The organism is Xylophilus sp. GW821-FHT01B05 (genome assembly GCA_038961845.1).
Lineage (GTDB): Bacteria > Pseudomonadota > Gammaproteobacteria > Burkholderiales > Burkholderiaceae_C > Xylophilus.
Genome location: CP152408.1, coordinates 4,822,264 through 4,835,959, shown reverse-complemented (window position 1 = coordinate 4,835,959; position 13,696 = coordinate 4,822,264). Strand labels below are relative to the sequence as shown.

General features: G+C 62.8%; 14 protein-coding genes and 3 pseudogenes. 2 read left to right on the top strand and 15 right to left on the bottom strand.

What is annotated here, in order from left to right; translation table 11 throughout:
* Positions 1-13: 13 nt before the first annotated feature.
* The 14 genes and pseudogenes from AAFF27_22635 to AAFF27_22570 all read right to left on the bottom strand — a co-directional run bounded on the left by AAFF27_22635 (position 14) and on the right by AAFF27_22570 (position 10,787).
* Positions 14-679 carry an amino acid ABC transporter permease gene (locus AAFF27_22635; GenBank protein XAH22759.1) on the bottom strand — a complete coding sequence of 222 codons (666 nt, stop codon included), beginning with the start codon at positions 677-679 and terminating at the stop codon, positions 14-16.
* 6 nt (positions 680-685) lie between these two features.
* Positions 686-1,366 carry an amino acid ABC transporter permease gene (locus AAFF27_22630; protein ID XAH22758.1) on the bottom strand — a complete coding sequence of 227 codons (681 nt, stop codon included), beginning with the start codon at positions 1,364-1,366 and terminating at the stop codon, positions 686-688.
* A 24-nt stretch (positions 1,367-1,390) separates the two neighbouring features.
* Positions 1,391-2,242, bottom strand: a complete 852-nt coding sequence (locus AAFF27_22625) for a transporter substrate-binding domain-containing protein (protein XAH22757.1) — start codon at positions 2,240-2,242, stop codon at positions 1,391-1,393.
* Positions 2,243-2,291: 49 nt separating this feature from the next.
* On the bottom strand, positions 2,292-3,212 hold the full coding sequence (locus AAFF27_22620; GenBank protein ID XAH22756.1) for an aminotransferase class IV: 921 nt from the start codon (positions 3,210-3,212) through the stop codon (positions 2,292-2,294).
* A gap of 26 nt (positions 3,213-3,238) precedes the next feature.
* Positions 3,239-4,027, bottom strand: a complete 789-nt coding sequence (locus AAFF27_22615; protein ID XAH22755.1) for an amino acid ABC transporter ATP-binding protein — start codon at positions 4,025-4,027, stop codon at positions 3,239-3,241.
* A gap of 95 nt (positions 4,028-4,122) precedes the next feature.
* Positions 4,123-4,429 (bottom strand): annotated as a pseudogene (locus AAFF27_22610) (transposase).
* A 487-nt stretch (positions 4,430-4,916) separates the two neighbouring features.
* Positions 4,917-5,048 (bottom strand): hypothetical protein, encoded by a 132-nt coding sequence (locus tag AAFF27_22605; GenBank protein XAH22754.1) that lies wholly within the window; start codon positions 5,046-5,048, stop codon positions 4,917-4,919.
* An 18-nt stretch (positions 5,049-5,066) separates the two neighbouring features.
* A pseudogene (locus AAFF27_22600) lies at positions 5,067-5,198 on the bottom strand (acyl-CoA dehydrogenase family protein).
* A pseudogene (locus tag AAFF27_22595) lies at positions 5,193-5,416 on the bottom strand (SDR family NAD(P)-dependent oxidoreductase). The pseudogenes AAFF27_22600 and AAFF27_22595 overlap by 6 nt, the downstream one beginning before the upstream one ends.
* A 160-nt stretch (positions 5,417-5,576) precedes the next feature.
* Complete coding sequence (locus tag AAFF27_22590) at positions 5,577-6,506, bottom strand: hydroxymethylglutaryl-CoA lyase (GenBank protein ID XAH22753.1); 930 nt, start codon at positions 6,504-6,506, stop codon at positions 5,577-5,579.
* Positions 6,507-6,522: 16 nt separating this feature from the next.
* Entirely contained in the window at positions 6,523-7,143 is a 621-nt protein-coding gene (gene leuD / locus AAFF27_22585; protein ID XAH22752.1) for a 3-isopropylmalate dehydratase small subunit, read from the bottom strand.
* Positions 7,140-8,552 (bottom strand): 3-isopropylmalate dehydratase large subunit, encoded by a 1,413-nt coding sequence (gene leuC, locus AAFF27_22580; GenBank protein XAH22751.1) that lies wholly within the window; start codon positions 8,550-8,552, stop codon positions 7,140-7,142. The genes leuD and leuC overlap by 4 nt, the downstream gene beginning before the upstream one ends.
* An 11-nt stretch (positions 8,553-8,563) precedes the next feature.
* A complete protein-coding gene (locus tag AAFF27_22575) occupies positions 8,564-9,535 on the bottom strand; it encodes a tripartite tricarboxylate transporter substrate binding protein (GenBank protein XAH22750.1) in 972 nt (323 codons plus the stop codon).
* Positions 9,536-9,584: 49 nt separating this feature from the next.
* On the bottom strand, positions 9,585-10,787 hold the full coding sequence (locus AAFF27_22570) for a CoA transferase (protein XAH22749.1): 1,203 nt from the start codon (positions 10,785-10,787) through the stop codon (positions 9,585-9,587).
* Between the two features lie 54 nt (positions 10,788-10,841).
* On the opposite strand from AAFF27_22570, the gene AAFF27_22565 reads away from it, so the two are divergent.
* A complete protein-coding gene (locus tag AAFF27_22565) occupies positions 10,842-11,546 on the top strand; it encodes a helix-turn-helix domain-containing protein (GenBank protein XAH22748.1) in 705 nt (234 codons plus the stop codon).
* A gap of 82 nt (positions 11,547-11,628) precedes the next feature.
* Here AAFF27_22565 and AAFF27_22560 read toward each other — a convergent pair whose 3' ends face one another.
* Positions 11,629-12,609, bottom strand: a complete 981-nt coding sequence (locus tag AAFF27_22560; protein XAH22747.1) for a tripartite tricarboxylate transporter substrate binding protein — start codon at positions 12,607-12,609, stop codon at positions 11,629-11,631.
* Positions 12,610-12,739: 130 nt separating this feature from the next.
* On the opposite strand from AAFF27_22560, the gene AAFF27_22555 reads away from it, so the two are divergent.
* Entirely contained in the window at positions 12,740-13,687 is a 948-nt protein-coding gene (locus tag AAFF27_22555; protein ID XAH22746.1) for a LysR substrate-binding domain-containing protein, read from the top strand.
* The last annotated feature ends 9 nt before the right edge of the window (positions 13,688-13,696 follow it).

Below are 13,696 nucleotides of genomic sequence, written 5' to 3'. Positions count from 1 at the left end.
GGCGTGCTCGGCATCAGGCGCGCAGCGCGAAGCGCTTCTCGAAGCGAGAGGCCCAGAACGCGCCCGGATAGATCAGCACGAAGTAGATCACGGCGACCGTCGTCAGCGCCTCCAGCGGGTGGTAGTAGACCGAGCTGAGCGCACGGCCCTGGTACATCAGCTCCTGCACGGCGATGACCGAGGCGATGGAGGTGTTCTTCGCCAGCTCGATGCCGCGGTTGGTGAAGGCCGGCAGCATGCGCACCAGCACTTGCGGCACGATGATGCGCCGCAGCGCCTGTGCGTGGCTCATGCCGACGGCGTGCGCACCTTCCCACTGGCCTTTGGGAATCGAGGCCATCCCGCCACGGAAGATCTCCGAGCAGTAGGCCGAGGCATTGAGGATCAGGCCGCACAAGGCCGCGGTGATGGGGCTGAGCTGGTAGCCTGTCAGGATCGGGAATGCGTAGAAGAACCAGATCAACTGGATGATCACAGGCGTGTTGCGAAACACTTCGACGTACACCCGCGTGAGTGCGCGCAACGCGCGCAAGCGCGAGCGCGCACCCAGCGATAGGACAAAGCCGATCAGCATCGACAGCGGAAAGGCAATGATCCAGAGCAGCGCAGTCATGCCCACGCCCTTCAGCAGCACCGGATAGTTCTGGACGACCGACGAGAAATCCCAGGTGAAGTCCATGGCCGATCAGCTCGCGGGAAGGAGGGTGAAGCGGGACAGGCGCCGCTCAAGCAGGTGCGCGAGGAAGCTCAGGCACAGCAGCGACACAAAGAAGGTGCCCGCCACGAAGGTGTAGACCTCCAGCGGCCGGAAGGTGATCGAGTTGACCTGCATCGCCTGGTACATCAGGTCGGAATACGCCAGCGTAGAGGCCAGCGCCGTGGTCTTGATCAGCTCGAAGGAGCGCTCAAGGAATGGCGGGAGCATTCGCTGCGCCGCCTGCGGCAGGATCACGCGGCGCACGACTTGCGCCGGCTTCATGCCGATCGCGCGGGCGCCCTCCCACTGGCCGCGCTCGACCGAGACCACGCCGCCGCGGATCACCTCGGCGTAGAACGCACCGGATTGCGTCGAGAGCGCGATGATGGCCGCCACGTAAGGGTCGAGGCTCACGCCGATCAACACCGGCAGGCCATAGAAGGCCCAGAAGAAGTGAATCAGCGGCGGCGTGTTGCGATAGAACTCGGTGAACCAGATGGCGGGGAGTTCGAGCCAGCGGCGTTTGGACAAGCGCATGCTTGCCAGCACCGCGCCGATGGCGACGCCGATCAGGATCGCCACCGCCGCAATCTTCAAGGTGCCGAAGGCGCCGGCCAGCAGCATGTCGCGGTGTGCCCAGACGGCGCCGAAGTCCCACTCGTAGTTCATCTCAGAGCTCCTCTCGGGCCACGCTTATCTTTCCAGTGCTTCCTTGGTCACGCCAGGCAGGGTGGCTGCGTCCAGTCCCTTGGTTTTCAAGTACTGGGCGTACAAGGCCTGGGTCTGGCCCGAGGTGTAGAGCTTGGAGAACTCGTCGTCGAGGAAGTCGCGGAAGGCCGTGTCCGGCTCGCGGCGAATGCCGGCGCTGGTGGGCAGCGCAACGACGGGCTGGGGAATCTGCACCTTGCCCTTGTGGATCTTCGAGTACGCGATGACGAGCGCGGGGTGGTAGAAGGCGATGCCGTCAACGCGGCCGGACATGAATGCGGCAATTGTCTCGTCGGTGTTGGTGAAGCGCTCGAGCTTGGCCTGCGGGATGCGCTTGGTCAGGTCGCGGTCGGTGGCGGTGCCGAGCGCCACTCCCAGCTTGATCTCGGGCTTGTCCAGATCGCTCCAGTTCTTGGCCACCAGGCTGTCCTTGGTCAGCACGCCTTGCGCGTACCAGAGCAGCGGTTTGGTCGGGAAGTCGACCGCCTTCTTGCGCTCATCGGTGGCGTCGAGCACAAACATCACGTCGATCTGGCCGGCCTGCAGTGCGGCCACGCTGTTGCCGTAGGTCGTCTCGACCGGCACGAGCTTGACGCCCAGGTCCTTGGCGATGGTCTGGCCGATCATGACGCCCAGGCCGGTCCAGGTGCCCGTAGCAGGATCGCGGTAGTACCAGGGATCGCCCTGCGCCACGCCAATCTTGAGCTCGCCGGCCTGCTTGATCTTTTGCAGGGTGTTGGTTTGCGCCCAGCCCGTTGTTGCCGCGAATGAGAGAAGAACGGACATGGCGATGGCGAAGAGTCTGCGCATGCCCGAGCGGTGAAGGGAGAGGTTCATTGCTGTTCCTTGAGAAGTAGGTGCGAAGCGGAGTTGTTGGGGTGATCGATCACTCGATCTGCCCGATGTACTGGCGGTAGAGCGTGTCCAGGCGCGCGGTGACTGCGCCGCCGACGATGGTGCGTCCGTCGATCCGTGAGACCGGAGTGATGCCACCGAGCGTGCCGGTGACAAAGGCTTCTTCGGCGTTGTACATGTCGGCCAGCGTGAAGTCGCCCTCGAAAACCGGTATGCCGGCCTCGCGCGCAAGACGCAGCACCGTGGCCCGGGTGATGCCGTTGAAGCAGTACTTGCCGGAGGACGTCCACAGCGCGCCCTTGCGCACGATGAAGAAGTTTGTCGAGTTGCAGCTCGAAACGAAGCCCATGGGGTCGAGCATGATGGCCTCATCCGCACCGGCGTTGATGGCCTGGATCAGGGCCTGGATGAGGTTGAGCCGGCTGTGCGAGTTCAGCCGCAGGTCGAACACGTCCGGCGCGCTGCAGCGCACGGTGGAGGTGAACAGATTCAAGCCGCGCTTCTTGGCTTCGGCCGTGACGACCTTGTGTTCTGCCACGCAGACGAGGGTGGGGCCGCCGATGATGAAGCGCGGGTCCTGGTTGGGCGTTTTCTTGATGCCGCGTGTGACCATCAGCCGTGCATGGGCGCCATCGCTCATGCCGTTCTTCTCGAAGGTCGAGGTGATGACCGCCTTGATCTGCTCTTTGGACAGGCCAATGTCCATCTGGATCGTGCGTGCGCCTTCCAGCAGGCGATCCACGTGCGCATCGAAGGAGACGACTTTGCCCTTGACCAGGCGCACGCCCTCCCAGACGCCGTCGCCGCACACGTAGCCGGCATCGAAGACAGAGATGCACGCTTCGGCGCGGGGAACGAATTCGCCGTTGACGTAGACCAGGACCTGCGCATTTCGCTCATCGGGCAGGTAGGACTGTGAACTCGTCGTCGAGGCTTGAGGGGATGCTTGCATGGGGCGGCTCGGTTTGAATGGGGTGCTCAGAAATTGAAAGCGGTGAAGCGCTCCAGAAAACGCTGTGTGCGTTCCCGCTGCGGATGCTTCAGTACCTGGTCAGGGGTGCCGGTTTCGTAGAACTGGCCGTCGGCCAGGAACAGAACGCGGTCGGCGTAGTGGTAGGCGAACCCGACTTCGTGGGTGACGAGCAGCATGGTCCGGCCCTCTTGCGCCAGGTCGCGGATGACGTTCAGCACTTCGCCCACAAGTTCAGGGTCCAGCGACGAAGTGGGTTCGTCGAAAAGCAGAACCTCAGGGTCCATCGCCAGGGCACGGGCGATGGCTACGCGCTGTTGCTGGCCGCCCGATAGCCGGCCGGGATAGGCATCGGCCTTGTGCGCCATGCCAACCTTTTCGAGCTGAGCCATGGAGCGGGCCCTGGCCTCGCCCACCGACAGCCGAAGGACCGTCACCAGGCCCTCCATGACATTTGCCAGCACGCTCATGTGCGGGAACAGGTTGAACTGCTGGAACACCATGCCGACGCGCCTGCGGACTTCGGAGAGTTCGCCTGTGGTGTAGCTCATCTGCAGATCAGTGGGACTCGACGAGCGGGCGGGCTTGCCGATCACCTGGCCATCCAGCTCGATGCGGCCGGCGCTGGGCATCTCCATGAAGTTCAGGCAGCGCAGCAGCGTGCTCTTGCCGGAGCCGCTGGCGCCCAGGATTGCAATCTTTTCCCCCTTCTGGACATCAAGGTCGATGCCGCGCAGGACGTGGTTATCACCGAAGTGCTTGTTCAAGCCTGTGATTCGAATGATCGGATCGCTCATGCAGGGGCCTCAAGGTAAGGAGCTCGGATTGTGGATGGATTGTCTGACAATCGATCGTCTGTTTTGTAATAAGCAAATCCCGGGCCCGAATTACGGAAGGTGAAAGGCTTAGAACGTGTTCGCGCTCTCCTGAGCAGTAGCGCCAGGATGTCGCGCACGCCCTGCGCGAAGAGTTCTCCCGCGTAGCCGGCGTCTGCCAGCAGGCTGTGGACTTGCGTGAGAGAGGACTTGCAGCGTTTGAATGCCTGCAGCGCGCCCTTGCGGTCTGTCACCTCGGCTGTCGTCACCGCCACAGCATGGAGAAATCCCTGCGCGTCCACGATCTAGAACGCGCTGCAAGCGTTGCGCCCCAGTTTCATACGGGCCGCGCCAATCTGATTTTTCTAAAGCCTGCTCCAGCACAACTGGTTTGTTCTGTCTTGTCCCAGTGACGCCGCGCCTGGATGGCAGTCGTCAGCACTAGCAGGCTCCTCGCCAAACTCATGGCTGTGGACTAGGAAGGCTAGAGAGACAATGACGTCAACGTCGAGCGACCTTCTATGGTCGATGATCTTCAAGTCGCTCTCAAGCGTCCATGCAACCCTGTTGAAGCAGCAAACACGTATGACGGATTCGAGCTGATGAATCGACCTTGGTGATACCTCTATCGGGCACCCTTCGCCAACATTTGCTGGGGGGAGAGCTTCAACTAGTGAGGCTCTCAGAAGTTTGGCCAGGTTCGTAGCATCGTCACTGGGTTTCATGGTCCTCGGGATTTCTAACATCTTGCTTTCTCCAAACTCGCGCATGGAAGATTCGCTGAAGCAATCGCAGGTACGACTGAGCGCTCCCGAGCAGTCAAGTTTGATTGCAAAGCGCGCTCAGCATCTCAACCGGCCCTAGTGTCGCGTCAAGCATGATCTGCCGGTGTGCGCTTGCCCTCGCCGCGCATCGCCGCGTTGCAGCCCTTGCCCAGGCGTAAAGCCTGGGCGGCGGCCCGCGCCTTGCGCTGCACGCCGATGCCTTCGCACCCATCCTTCACCTCACGCTTGACGCGACACTAGCCCTGTGCCAACGCGCGTTGGATCAGCAGCTTCTGGATGTCCGAAGTGCCTTCATAGATCTGGCACACGCGCACGCCGCTGTAGATGCGCTCAAGCGGAAAGTCGTTCACGTAGCCGTAGCCGCCGAGCTTGAGCGCAGCGGCCACGGCAGCCTGGCCATCGACTTCCTGGCTCACGTCGCACTTGAGGAACACGCCGCCGATTTCCTTGGCAAGGGCTTCGCCCTTTCCGCCTGCATGCCGGCGATCACTACCTTGCCGCCGTTGGCGGCCAGCATGCGCGCCGTGTCTTCGCCGGGGCCCGAAGCGCCACCGGTCACGATGAAAACCTTGCCATTGATGTTCATTTCGCTGTCCTGCGGAGATTGCGCGGCCTTGGCGATCATGATGAAAGAAGAGAACCGTGTCGCGGATCACTGATCCGGCCGAGCTCAGGCGTTCAGGATTTGAACGCGGTAGAGACAACGGTGGACCATCGCTGACCATGTCGAGGCTCGGCAATGAAAATCATCGAGCTTTGGCATCAGGTGATTGACCGGCGTCGTAAAGCCGCAGCCGCTTGCCCGCGCGCATTACCTGGCCTGGCAAGGCACGGCCCAGGGTCTCTTCCATCAGCCATGCCGCCTGCACGAGGGTTTCGAGGTCGATGCCTGTACTGTGGCCTTCCTCATGCAAGTAATGCACAAGGTCTTCCGTGCAAACGTTCCCTGTGGCACCTGGCGCAAACGGACACCCTCCGACCCCTGCGATCGAAGACTCGTAGGCATCGATCTGCAGCTCGATGCCGGCGGCAACGTTGAGGAGGCCAAGACCCCTCGTGTTGTGGAAGTGGAGGGAGATTCTCGTGTCAGGGACCGCATCACGCACGCTTGCGCATACAGCCCTGACAATGCTGGGGGTGGCCATTCCCGTGGTGTCTGCCAAGGTCAAATGCCCTACCCCCGCGCGAGCGAATGCCCGAGCGACGCGAACGACAGAATCGACGGCGATATTCCCTTCAAATGGGCAGCCGAAAGCAGTGGCTATGGCGGCGCGCAACCTGACGCCTTCCTGCGATGCCAGTTCAGCGACCTCTTCAATGTTTGCAAGGGACTCGGCAACGCTGCGATTGAGGTTCTTTCTATTGTGTGTCTCGCTGGCCGATACGAACGCGACCAGTTCGTCGGCGCCAGCGCGGATGGCGCTATGTGCGCCCCTGACGTTGGGTGCGAGCACGCTCACCACTGAATGCTCCGGCCTCTGGATCTGCCTCAATACTTCCGCGGCATCCGACATCTGCGGAACTGCGGAAGGTGAGACGAACGAGGTTGCTTCAACGGAGCGTATGCCTGATGCAAAGATCGCATCGATGATCTGCACTTTCCTGGCGGTAGGAATGAAGGTCTTCTCGCTTTGCAGGCCGTCGCGGGGGCCGACTTCGGTGATGGTGATATGCATGGGTTCTTTCGACGAGTCAGCTGTTTGAACGCCAGATCCACGGACGCACCTGACGGTCCCGCTGCTGGAAGGCCGTGATGTCGCTCTTGTGCCGCTCCGCGGCGGTGATGGAGTCCAGCCCCTGGAGCAGGATCTCGCGTTGAGCTTCGTCAAGCGCGAAAGCGTTCATGGATCCGTCGGGCAGGGTGATCCGGGATGCCCTGAGATCCACTGCCACTTCCTTGCATTCATTGCGCTCGAGCATGTTCAGAAGACGGTCGACGATCTCCTCGTCCAATCTCACGGGAAGGATGCCGTTTCGAATGCAGTTCTCATGAAAGATGGAGGCGAAGCTCGGCGCGACGATGCAGCGAATGCCGAAGTCGGCCAGCGCCCAGACCGCATGTTCGCGTGAGCTGCCGCACCCAAAATTCGATCGGGCGACAAGGATCGAAGCCGTTCGAAACGGTGCGCGATTCAGCACGAAGTCTGCTATCTCCGATCCATCCGGCGCAAATCGCCACCGATGAAACAGGTAGGCGCCCAAGCCCGACTTCTTCAGCGTGTAGACATGCTGGACGGCGATGATCGCGTCGGTGTCCACGTTGGCCTTTGGCATGGGCGCGGCTATGCCTCGCCATTGGGTGAAAGGGTTCATGGCCTGTCTCCAATCCGTCGAGCGTCAGTGATCACGCCGGCGATCGCTGCGGCGGCTGCGGTCGCCGGGCTTCCCAGGTGGGTGCGCGCACGCGGTCCCTGCCGCCCTTCGAAGTTCCGGTTCGAGGTGGAGACGCAACGTGCACCGGGCAGAACGAAGTCGTCGTTGACGGCGGCGCACATCGAGCATCCCGGCTCTCGCCACTCGAAGCCGGCGTCCAGGAAGACGTGGTGCAGGCCCTGCGCTTCCGCTTCACGCTTGACCGTCATGGAGCCCGGCACCACCAATGCCCTGACATGACCTGCCACCTTGTGCCCGCGCACGACTTCCGCCGCCGCCGCCAGGTCCGACAGCCGGCTGTTTGTGCAAGAGCCGATGAAGACGGCATCGACTTTCAGCCCGAGCAAGGAGGCTCCGGCTTCCAGTCCCATGTAGGAGAGTGCACGCTCGGCGGCTCCGCGCTGCTCGACCTGCGAGAGCAGCGAAGGGTCGGGCACGGCCGCGTCGATGGGCATGACCTGCTCCGGACTGGTGCCCCAGGTGATCTGAGGAGCGGCAGCGGCCGCATCGAGCCGGATCTCCCTGTCGAACACCGCGCCGTCGTCGGTGACCAAGCTTCGCCAGGCCGACACCGCGCGATCGAAATCTTCGCCCTTGGGGGCGTACTCGCGTCCACGGATGTAGTCGAAGGCGATGTCGTCGGGCGCGATGAATGTCGTGCGCGCACCAGCCTCCACGCCCATGTTGCAGAGGGTAAAGCGCCCCTCCATGTGCATGCTGGAGATCGCGCGCCCCGCGAGTTCGAGGGCATAGCCGGTCGCGCCTGCGGTTCCGATTTCTCCGATCAGGTAAAGGATGAGGTCCTTTGGCGTCACGCCCGCCGCCAGTTCGCCGTCGATCACGATGCGCATCGTCTTCGGCTTGCGTACCGCGAGCGTCTGGGTCGCGAGCACCTGTTCCACGGCCGATGTACCGATGCCCCAGGCCCAGGCGCCCAGCGCACCGACGGTACCGGTGTGGCTGTCGCCGCAGACCACCGTCATGCCGGGCAAGACGATGCCGAGCTCCGGCGCGATGACGTGGGCAATCCCTTGCTGGGCGTCCTGCACATCGAAGTGCCGGATTCCGTGGGCGAGCGTGCTGGCGCGGAACGCGCGGATCAGCAAGGCCCCGCCTTCCACCGTCTCGTCGCCGCGATGGGGCTGCGTCGAGACTAGGTGGTCGGTGGTGCCAAAAGTCAGTTCCGGGTTGCGCACGCGTCTGCCCGCCTGCTGCAAGCCGTCGAACGCTTGAGGGCTCGTGATCTCGTACAGTAAATGGCGGTCGATGTGGACCAGCGTTTCGCCGCCCGGCAGGTCGACGATGTGATGCTGATCCCACAGCTTCTCAAAGAGGGTGCGGGCGGTCATGGCTGGCCCCTTCACTGGATGACCGCACCGGAGCGCGACACCAGTGCGCCGTGCTTGATGAACTCGGCCTTCATGAAAGCCAGCAGCGCGTCGGGCGCCATGGGCATGGGCACCGCACCTTCCGCGGCGATCTGGCCCTTGAAGGACTCGGACTGCACGATGGCGGTGATGCTTTCGTTGAGCTTGTGCGCGATTTCAGGCGGTATGCCCTGGGGGCCGATGACGGCGTACCAGGCTTCGAGAACGCAGCCCGGAAAGACTTCATCCAGGGTCTTCACCTCGGGCATGGCGGGCGAGCGTTTTGCGCTCGAGACCGCAAGGAGCTTGAGCCTGCCCTGTTTCACGAGGCCTTCGACACTCGCATAGGAGAAGAACGCAACGTCGATGGTGCCGCTGACCAGATCGGGCACGACCGGAGCCACGCCCTTGTATGGCACGTGGGTGAGCGTGAACTGCCCCTTCTCCTGCATGTACATGCCCATGAGGTGCAGGATCGTGCCGTTGCCCGAAGAACCCATGGTCAACTTGCCCGGGCTTTTCAGGGCCAGCGCCTTGAGTTCGCTCACGTTGTTCACCGGGAGGTCCGCGCGCGCGACCAGCACCATAGGTGAGGAGGCTACACCCGCGACGGGAGTCATGTCCTTCACTACGTCGAAAGCGAACTTCCTGTACAGATGAGGAAACACCACGTAGTTGGAGCTGATCAGGCCGATGGTGCTGCCGTCGGGCGCCGAGCGCAGCAGGTTCTCGGAGCCCATCAAGCCGCCGGCGCCCGGAAGATTTTCGACGAACACGGATTGCTTCAGCGCTCTGCCCATGTGATCCGCGAGTCGCCGCGCCATGCCGTCCGCTCCCGAGCCCGCGGAGTTCGGCGTGGTCAAGCGAATTGGTTTGCTCGGGAAGGCTTCGTTCGCGAAAACTAGCGGCGGGGCGCACAGGAGTGCGGAAGCTGCAAGAAAGCTGCGGCGGTTCAGTGGGCTCATGGGGTTGTCTCCTTTTTTGCTGTAGGGGGAACTGAATCGACCTTTTTGGCTAATGAGGTCCAGCCACGGCGTTCTGGCTGAACAGGTCATTCGCCTGCGCATCCGAGAGGCCCCAGGTGCGAAGGTATTTGGCGGTCTGCGCACCCACGCCCTGCGGCTGCAGGCGAACCGCCGGCCGTTGGTCATCGATGCGGAAGGGCATGGCCGGTACGCGGGCGCTGTGGTCGCCGACCGTGACCTCCAGCAGCGAGCCGTTGGCGCGCAGATGCTCGTCTTCGAGCAGGTCCAGGGGAGTCCGGACCGGCCCGAATGGAATCTCGGCCTTCTTGCAAAGAGCCTCGAGGCGTGTCATCGGGAGCTTTGCGAAGGTTTCGTTCAGGCGAGGAATCAGCCAGGGCCGCTCGCGGGTCCTGCTCGTGTTGTCCGCCAAGCGTGGGTCGTCCAGAAGTTCCTCGAGCCCGAACGTGATGCAGAACCGCTTCCACTGTGCATCGCTGGTGATGCCGATGAACATCTGGCCGTCGGCGCAGTGGCAGAGGTCGTAGAGGCACCAGGCCTGGGTCCTCTCGGGCATCGGTACGACCGGCGTGTCGCCGAACTGCGCCATGGCCATGTGCTGGCCCACTAGGAACGCGGTGGTCTCGTACAGGGCGCTCGTGACGAACGCGCCCCGGCCGGTGGTTTCGCGGGCACGCAGGGCCGCCATGATGCCGATGACTCCGAACATGCCTCCGGTCATGTCCACGATGGAGGCACCAGCGCGGATCGGCTGGCCGGCCGGGCCGGTCATGTAGGCCAGCCCGCCCATCATCTGCACCACTTCATCCAGCGCAGGTCTTCCCTGGTACGGCCCGAGAAGAAAGCCCTTGAGCGAGCAGTAGACAAGCCGCGGATTGATGTGGCTCGCCTGCGCATAGCCGTAGCCCAGGCGGTCCATCACCTCGGGTCCGAAGTTCTCGATGACGACATCTGCCCACTGCAAGGCGTGCTCGAGCGCGGGCCGCGAGAGCGAATTCTTGAGATCAATCGCAACGCTTTCCTTGTTGCGGTTGAGGTAGCCGAAAAACCCCGACCCAAAGCCCTTGAGGTTACGCGTCGGATCGCCTTCCACGCGCTCGATGCGCACGACCTCCGCGCCGAGATCCGCCAGGATCAGGCCGCAGGTGGGCGCCATGACCGTGTGGCCGAAGTCCAGTACTTTCACCCCCGTGAGTGGCAGTTGGGTGTGATCGTTTTTGACATTGTGTTTCATCGGGTGATCCTTTATGATCGATGAGTGAAACAACTTTAGCGCTGGAAGGGCTGTATGTCAAAAGAAGACACTGCGGCAGGGACATCCGCGCTCCGCGTCAACGCGCTGGAGCGAGGGCTTCGCCTGCTGATGGCATTGCGATATGACGAGGGCCAGAAGCTCAGCGAGTTGGCCCGTGCGACGGGCCTGGACAAAGCCACCGCATCCCGCCTGTTGCGCTCGCTGGCGCGGTACTCTTTCGCGTTGAAAGACGGCAACGAGCGCTATCGGCTCGGGCCGGCCATCGCGGTGCTCGAGCGCACGGGCAACGCGACGCAGGGCATCGCGGCCGTGGTCCAGCCGACCTTGAATCGCTTGGCAGAAGACACCGGTGAGACCGCAAGTTTTTTCGTGCCTCACGGCGACCTGCGTTTGTGTGTGGCGGTCGCCTCAGGAAATCAGGCCGTCAGCCACGTGCTGAAGGTCGGCGACACCCTCTCTACAGAACGAGGCGCGAGCGGCCGCGTCATGCGCCAGTTCGAAGCCGGCAGACCCGCCGACTCTTCGGACCTGCTGCAGACCAGTTTGGGCGAGCGCGATCCGGAACTCGCAGCGGTGGCCTCACCGGTGTTCGACATGCGCAACAAGTTGCTGGGTGCACTCTCGTTGTCGGGCACATGCACGCGGTACTCGTCTCCCAGTCACCTGACGAGCTTGCAGGCCGCCGTGGTCGCGGCGACCCGGGAGATCGAGGCGCTGTTTACCGCGCCTGCTTCGTAGAAGGGAATACCGGCGGTGCGGCCTGGCTTCGAACCGTCATCGCGCAAAGAGCTGCCCGCCGATCAAGAGGTATCCACCCCAGTCAATCCACCTGCACGCCGGCGGTTTTGATGAGTTCGCGGTTCACGATGGCGTCATGGGCAACCGCCGCTTTGAACTCCGCCCTTCCCTTTGGTACAACGACGATCCCCTGCTTGTACAGCCGTGAGCGCATCTCTTCGGTCGCAACGATCGCGAGCAGTTGCTTTTCGAGCGCCGCGATGTCGGCTTCCGGCATTCCCGCTCTACCAAGCATCCCGATCCAGCCGCTGTACTCGTAGCCCGGAAATCCCGATTCTTCTATGGTCGGGACCTTCGGCAGATCGGGCCAACGTTCCCTGGTTGTCACCCCCAGGCCGATGAGTTGGCCCGAGGCGACGAAAGCTTGGGCCGCCACCACGGAAATGACGCCCACCGGCAGTTGGCCACCCAGCAGATCGGCCGAGAGTGGCCCCGAGCCCTTGTACGGAACGTGCTGCATGGAAATCTTGGCGCGTTCTTTCAGCAGTTCGGTCGCGAGATGCGCGGGATGGCCGCTGCCGCCCGTGCCGAACGAGATTGAGTTCGGCTTGGCACGCGCCGCGTCCAGCAGATCCCGCAAAGTTTTGAAATTTGTCGAAGGATGCGCAACGATCACGAACCCCGTCACACCGAACTGCGCGATCGGCGCGAACTCATCAAGGGCATATCCCGGTTTTTGGTATAGGGCCAGGTTGATGGTGTGGTTGTTCGAGGTGACCAGCACGGTGCTGCCGTCTGCATCCGAGCGCGCAACCAAGGCGGCCGCGATGTTGCCTCCGGCGCCTGGACGGTTGTCCACGATCACCGCCCTGCCTTGCAGCGTTGCGGGCAACTTCTCGGACAGCAGCCTGGCGGTGGCATCGACGGCGCCACCGGGTGGATACGGGACCACGAGGCGCAGAGGCTTCGAGCTTTGCGAGAAGGCGGGCAGCACGCACAATCCGACGGCTGCAGTTGCAGCACCCAGGAGCATGCGTCGACGAATCACGGGAGTTTGTCTCATGGCAGGAGCCTTGTAGTGATGGGTATCGAGGGAAGTATCCGGATCGCCAGGAGGCCTGCTATTCAATCGGAAGATCCGGGCATCGCAACCGAAGATGGCATGCCAGCTTTGTCGAGCCAATGAGCGCTATATGGACCTACGCCAGCTGAAGTATTTCGTCAAGATCGTCGAGCAGCGCAGCATGTCGCGGGCGTCGGTGGAACTCAATGTTGCCCAGTCGGCCTTGAGCCTGCAGATCTCGGGCCTGGAAACGCGCCTTCATCAGAAGCTGTTGGTCCGTCGCTCGACGGGAGTGACTCCCACGGAGGCCGGCAAGACGCTCTACAAGCACGCGGTCGCCATCCTGCGGCAGGTGGAACGCGCCGCGCAGGACGTCGAACGCTCCGCTGCCGAGGTGAGCGGACCCGCTTCGCTGGGCTTGCCGGTGGTAGTGCAGGACCTCCTTGCAATCGACCTCCTGGTGGCTGCGCGAACACGACTGCCGCAGGTCAGGCTCCACCTGGCCGAGGGCATGAGCTACCTATTGAAAGAGATGGTCCTGCAGGGGCGGCTCGACATGACCGTCACCTACCAATTCGAGCCATCGCCCGGCATCGTGGAACAGCCTTTGTTCAACGAGATGATCTATCTCGTGTCCCCCGCCGGTTCGGGAATCAAGCCACGCGGCCAAGGCATGTCAATCGCCGAGGTGGCGAAGTTGCCGCTGTTTCTTTCGAGCAGCCAGACGGGCATGAGACGGATCGTGCAAACCGGACTGGCAACGCATGGCCTCACCGTCGAGCCGCTTGCGGAGGTCGACTCTCTTCGGACCTTGGTCGATGCAGTGGAAACCGGCAACGCCCACACGATCCTGCCCGCATCCGCCCTGCAGAGGCAGCTCAAGCGCCTGACTAATCGGCCGCTGGTCATCAACGCTCTGGACATTTCCAGGAACGTGGTGCTGTGCACTTCCGAGCACCTGCCGCTCGGATCGACGGCGACCGCCGTCTACGACGTGCTGGACAACTTGATCCGCCAGGCATTGGAGGACCGAAGGTGGATCGGCATCCGTCCCGTTCCGGACACGCCATCGACTTGAACGAAGGCC

What these genes read in the sequence shown, in the direction of transcription:
- AAFF27_22635 (XAH22759.1), bottom strand. Translation starts at nt 679, where the DNA reads ATGGACTTCACCTGGGATTTCTCGTCGGTCGTCCAGAACTATCCGGTG.
- AAFF27_22630 (XAH22758.1), bottom strand. Translation starts at nt 1,366, where the DNA reads ATGAACTACGAGTGGGACTTCGGCGCCGTCTGGGCACACCGCGACATG.
- AAFF27_22625 (XAH22757.1), bottom strand. Translation starts at nt 2,242, where the DNA reads ATGAACCTCTCCCTTCACCGCTCGGGCATGCGCAGACTCTTCGCCATC.
- AAFF27_22620 (XAH22756.1), bottom strand. Translation starts at nt 3,212, where the DNA reads ATGCAAGCATCCCCTCAAGCCTCGACGACGAGTTCACAGTCCTACCTG.
- AAFF27_22615 (XAH22755.1), bottom strand. Translation starts at nt 4,027, where the DNA reads ATGAGCGATCCGATCATTCGAATCACAGGCTTGAACAAGCACTTCGGT.
- AAFF27_22590 (XAH22753.1), bottom strand. Translation starts at nt 6,506, where the DNA reads ATGCATATCACCATCACCGAAGTCGGCCCCCGCGACGGCCTGCAAAGC.
- leuD (XAH22752.1), bottom strand. Translation starts at nt 7,143, where the DNA reads ATGAACCCTTTCACCCAATGGCGAGGCATAGCCGCGCCCATGCCAAAG.
- leuC (XAH22751.1), bottom strand. Translation starts at nt 8,552, where the DNA reads ATGACCGCCCGCACCCTCTTTGAGAAGCTGTGGGATCAGCATCACATC.
- AAFF27_22575 (XAH22750.1), bottom strand. Translation starts at nt 9,535, where the DNA reads ATGAGCCCACTGAACCGCCGCAGCTTTCTTGCAGCTTCCGCACTCCTG.
- AAFF27_22570 (XAH22749.1), bottom strand. Translation starts at nt 10,787, where the DNA reads ATGAAACACAATGTCAAAAACGATCACACCCAACTGCCACTCACGGGG.
- AAFF27_22565 (XAH22748.1), top strand. Translation starts at nt 10,842, where the DNA reads ATGTCAAAAGAAGACACTGCGGCAGGGACATCCGCGCTCCGCGTCAAC.
- AAFF27_22560 (XAH22747.1), bottom strand. Translation starts at nt 12,609, where the DNA reads ATGAGACAAACTCCCGTGATTCGTCGACGCATGCTCCTGGGTGCTGCA.
- AAFF27_22555 (XAH22746.1), top strand. Translation starts at nt 12,740, where the DNA reads ATGGACCTACGCCAGCTGAAGTATTTCGTCAAGATCGTCGAGCAGCGC.